Source organism: Campylobacter sp. 2352 PW, from assembly GCF_024723575.1.
Taxonomy (GTDB): domain Bacteria; phylum Campylobacterota; class Campylobacteria; order Campylobacterales; family Campylobacteraceae; genus Campylobacter_D.
In genome coordinates this window covers 1-347 of sequence record NZ_JANQCX010000050.1, presented here as the reverse complement: position 1 = coordinate 347, position 347 = coordinate 1, and the positions used below count along the sequence as shown (strand labels likewise).

At 28.2% G+C, this 347-nt stretch carries 1 pseudogene; it reads left to right on the top strand.

The annotated features are described in order from the left end of the window. A pseudogene (locus CAMP5121_RS08070) lies at positions 1–347 on the top strand (thioredoxin fold domain-containing protein); the annotation flags it as partial.

Here is a 347-nt window from a genome sequence, read left to right as displayed (position 1 = left end):
AAATGCAAATATTAGTGTTTCTAGTAGAGAAAAAATTCCTGATACTAACTTTGAAGCCGTGATAGTTAATTTTGAAATTAGTGGTAAAAATTTCCAAGAAATCGTTTTCACTCAAGATAATATCATCACAACTGAAGTAATTGATGTAAAAAAAGGTGAGTTTTATTCTCAAGTTTATCAAGCAAAACTCATGGAAAAACAACAAGCTGAATTTTCAAAAAAAGCTCTAGTGGAACTTAAAAAAGAAAAAATGTTTGTTTCTTTAGGCGATAAAAACAAACCTTTGCTTTATGTTTTTAGCGATCCTGAATGTCCATATTGTAGAATGCATTTAGATAAAATAGAAG